General features: G+C 41.7%; 5 protein-coding genes. 3 read left to right on the top strand and 2 right to left on the bottom strand.

The features are described 5' to 3' along the window. Positions 1-1061, bottom strand: a 1061-nt coding sequence (locus ACR2F7_RS09030) for an efflux RND transporter permease subunit (protein ID WP_432713245.1), incomplete at its 3' end; no start/stop codon positions are given. A 166-nt stretch (positions 1062-1227) separates the two neighbouring features. Next, positions 1228-1626 carry an HYC_CC_PP family protein gene (locus tag ACR2F7_RS09025; RefSeq protein ID WP_432713244.1) on the bottom strand — a complete coding sequence of 133 codons (399 nt, stop codon included), beginning with the start codon at positions 1624-1626 and terminating at the stop codon, positions 1228-1230. A gap of 400 nt (positions 1627-2026) precedes the next feature. Between ACR2F7_RS09025 and ACR2F7_RS09020 the strand changes: the two genes are divergently transcribed. The 3 genes from ACR2F7_RS09020 to ACR2F7_RS09010 form a co-directional block, all read left to right on the top strand. Further along, a complete protein-coding gene (locus tag ACR2F7_RS09020) occupies positions 2027-2563 on the top strand; it encodes an RNA polymerase sigma-70 factor (RefSeq protein WP_432713243.1) in 537 nt (178 codons plus the stop codon). Between the two features lie 62 nt (positions 2564-2625). Then, positions 2626-3663 carry a FecR family protein gene (locus ACR2F7_RS09015; RefSeq protein ID WP_432713242.1) on the top strand — a complete coding sequence of 346 codons (1038 nt, stop codon included), beginning with the start codon at positions 2626-2628 and terminating at the stop codon, positions 3661-3663. Positions 3664-3695: 32 nt separating this feature from the next. Continuing rightward, positions 3696-3908 (top strand): carboxypeptidase-like regulatory domain-containing protein (locus tag ACR2F7_RS09010; RefSeq protein ID WP_432713241.1); only part of this gene is annotated, 213 nt, incomplete at its 3' end.

The raw sequence follows: 3908 nt of genomic DNA, 5'->3' as shown, positions 1-3908 counted from the left end.
AAGAAAACAATGACCACCAGCGAAACGACAATCATCTCTTCAATCAAGGTGGTGGTGATAGAATCTACAGATTCCTGAATCAGCTCACCCCTGTCGTAAACAATGTCGAATTTAACTCCGGGAGGCAAACCTTTAGACACCTCTTTCATTTTAGTTTTCACCCTTTCAATCACCTCCGCAGCATTTTCACCATAGCGCATTACTACAATTCCACCAACACGCTCCCCTTCGCCATCCTGGTCGAAAATACCAAGCCTGGTTTCCCCTGTCATTTGCACAGCAGCCACATCAGCGATTTTTATGGGGGTGCCGTTTTGATTTTTAATGGGGATATTGCCTATTTCGTCCAGCGATTTTAAATAGCCTGAAGTCTTGATGATATAACCCATGTCGCTCAACTCGAACTTCCTTCCCCCCGATTCATTGTTATTTGAACGCACAGCGGCAATAACATCAGGAACCGACAGCTTAAAATAAAGGAGTTTATTAGGGTCTATGGCAATCTGGTATTGTTTCTGGAAGCCGCCGAAAGAAGCAATTTCACTTACCCCTGGAACATTTTGCAGGGCAAATTTCACATACCAATCCTGGATGGCTCGTTGCTCACCCAAATCTAAAGATGGCGCATCAAGGGTATACCATAAAATATGACCAACACCTGTACCGTCCGGGCCTAACTGGGGAGCCACACCTGTGGGTAAAGATTGTGTAACTGTACTCAGGCGCTCCATTACCCTTTGTCGTGCCCAATAAATATCTACGTTGTCTTCAAAGATGACATAGATGAAGCTCATGCCGAACATGGAGGAACCACGGACGTATTTAATCTTTGGAATCCCCTGTAAATTAGTCACCAAGGGGTAGGTCACCTGGTCTTCTATCAATTGTGGCGACCTGCCCATCCATTCTGTAAATACGATGACCTGATTTTCTGACAAGTCAGGGATGGCATCTATAGGGTTCTTTTTAATAGCCATGATGCCCCAGACAAAGAGCCCTGCTGCAAGGAGCAGTACCATCCATCTGTTTTTTAGTGACCATTCAATAAATTTGTGTACCATCGTTTTTGTGCTAACCCAAGCCTGTAAAACTGGCAAAGGGCTGTGATGTATAATGAAGTAAAACCATTAGCAATCCTATGCAAATGAGTTCATTAATATTCTTTAAGAAAATAGGGTGAATTTTAGGTTACAGGCGAAGCCATAACCTGTGTAGGAAGTTGGGGTATTATATTCTGAAAGTACAGTTGCGGATAAAGGCGGGGATTTCCTGTAGGATGGGTGGCGCATTGCTTAATGCTGCTTTACCCTGTTTTACAGGAAATGAAAAGTCTTCTAGCTGCCATGTGGCATTATTTTGAACCAATACAGAGGTTTGTTCAAATTGAACCTGTAATAGACTAGTGGTTTTAGACTGGTCTATTTTAGCCTGCTTAGCCTCATCTTTACAGCAATCTTTTTTAGCCGTGTTGCTTTGTTTCATGCCACAAAAGCCACAGGTCTTTTTTTCATGGTTGGTGATGCCTAAATCAACCAGCTCACCCATGCAGTAATGAAAATACACCGTTGTACCCTGGGAAACCCCAAAGTAAAATATTGCAAGAAAGATGAGCAGTGTTCTTTTCATGACGAGTCAAAATTAAAGAATGAGGAGGATATATTTTTATATAATTCCGATTAAATGTTATATCAATCTCACAACATCTTAATGAAATTCAAGCCCTTACCTCAATTTTTGTTTTTTAACAGCTATAGCACATGAAATTAAGGCTGTAATAACATTTAATTAAGACTTTAACAGCACCAAGAGCAGCATATTTATCGGGAACGGAATACGTGATTGACGGAGGTACGATCCCAACGATATAACTTGAGAAAAACGCCATCATGAGCAAACAGCACATTTTGCAGTAAAGAATGCTCATGATGGCTACCTTAAAATAATAAAGAAACCACCGCTCTGAAGAAACAAGCAGACATTTCGAACATTTGCTTTATTGAATTATATGTTCTAATTTTCGGGAGCAATGGATGATGTTTTCTCTATAAAAAACGGCAATATTAAGGCCTTTGAACTGGCGTATCATCAATGGAGTGGCAAAGTATACAGCTTTGTGCTGAAGCAATGTCGCCGCGAAGAAATTGCAGAAGAAGTAGTTCAGCAGGTCTTCATCCGCTTGTGGGAGAAAAAAGAAAACCTTTCTTTGGAGTTCAACCTGAGCACCCAGTTATTCCGCATGTCTAAAACCATATTTATCGATGAGCTGAGAAAAGCAGCCCATTCACGAAAGTATCAGGAGAAAATAGAGCAATCAAAGTCCCTCCACTTTACAGAAAACACCTTGGAGCACAAAGAAGCACTGGAAAACGTTTATCAGGCAATAGGAAAAATGCCCCCCATCAGGAGAAAAGTCTTTATGATGAGCCGGATGGAACACCTGTCTAACAAAGAAATTGCCTCTAAACTTTCCATCTCTACCAGAACCGTTGAAAATCATATGGCCCTGGCTTTAAAATACCTCCGCAATTACAGTCCCCTGCTCATTGTACTGCACCTGGCTTAAAAATCAATAATATATTTTCTTAGCCCTTAGGTGTTAGCCTCCACTGAAACGTATAGAGCATAATGGAGATGACTAAGGAATTGATGCTGCGGTTTTTTAAAGACCAATGTACAGCAGATGAGGCAACAGAAGTAGTAAATTATTTACAGCAAAACCCCGGTAAGGAAGATGAATTTCTTCCTGAACAAGCATGGAATGACCTGCCAGCAGCTTCATTATTCTCCCCAGCTAAAGAAAAAGAACTATTAAAGAAGGTCAAAAAAGAGCTAGGGCTCAAAACACCTCAAACTAGAAAGTTGTGGATATGGAGCGCAGCGGCATCAATCCTTGTTGTATGCGGAGTGGCCCTATTTTTGAAAAACGAGTCACCTAAAACTCCAGTCCATAAGAACGAAGTTGTTCATACCCTGGTCAACATCAATTACGGCAAGGAAGTACTGGTTTTAAACACAGCCGATGGCTCCACCGTATTCTTGCAACCCGGAAGTGAGATCCGTTACCCTGAACATTTTAAAGGTATAAACCGTAACTTTTACCTCAAAGGAGTGGCCCGGTTTAAGGTTGCTAAAGATCCACAGCGGCCTTTCAGGGTATATGCAGATGAAATGGTAACCACAGCCTTAGGGACAGACTTTACGGTGACCGACAAAGAAGAGGACGAAACCATCCTGATTCAATTACACGAAGGAAGAGTAGTTATTGGCCCTAAGAATTTAAAATCAGGCCCTGCAATGAAGCCCGTTTACCTCCAGGCAGGTGAAGAATTAAGCGTTCACAAAAAGTCACTGGTTAGTACTCGAGCTTACACCACAAAGCCCTCGACAAATATACAGGGGAATACCACCATCAGTGCCAGCATGATCACTTTCAAAAATGAAAGTCTGGAAAATATTTTCAGCACTTTAGAGAAAGAACTACCCATACAAATCCATTTCAAGCAAAGCGATATCGCCGGGCGCTATTTTACAGGATCCATTAAACCTGATCTCCAACAAGCAGAAAACATGTTGAGAGAAATTGCCTTGTTGAACCAATTGACAATAAATTTGAGAGACCACCAATACACCTTAAGCAAACCATCAACTACAAACAACCACTAACCAAACCCTTCACAAAAATCAATGAGACGACTATGAAACAAACTTTACAAAAAAATTTGAAAAAGCAGCTTCCCTTATTGTGGCTGACTGGCTTGCTCTTCCTGTTGCTGACAGGGACTGCAAGTGCTCAAACCGGAGCCTCTGTTACAGGCATTGTTAAAGATGCCGCCGGTGGTGCCCTACCCGGGGTTTCGGTGAAAATAGAGAACAAAGAAAAGAACTTCAGGAGTACCATAGCGACCAAT

It is taken from the genome of Pedobacter sp. (assembly GCF_045628745.1).
GTDB lineage: Bacteria > Bacteroidota > Bacteroidia > Sphingobacteriales > Sphingobacteriaceae > Pedobacter.
This window is presented reverse-complemented; position numbering and strand designations above follow the sequence as displayed.

Bases quoted from the DNA above. Each gene is read 5' to 3' on its own strand.
- ACR2F7_RS09025 (WP_432713244.1), bottom strand. From the start codon at position 1,626: ATGAAAAGAACACTGCTCATCTTTCTTGCAATATTTTACTTTGGGGTT.
- ACR2F7_RS09020 (WP_432713243.1), top strand. From the start codon at position 2,027: ATGGATGATGTTTTCTCTATAAAAAACGGCAATATTAAGGCCTTTGAA.
- ACR2F7_RS09015 (WP_432713242.1), top strand. From the start codon at position 2,626: ATGGAGATGACTAAGGAATTGATGCTGCGGTTTTTTAAAGACCAATGT.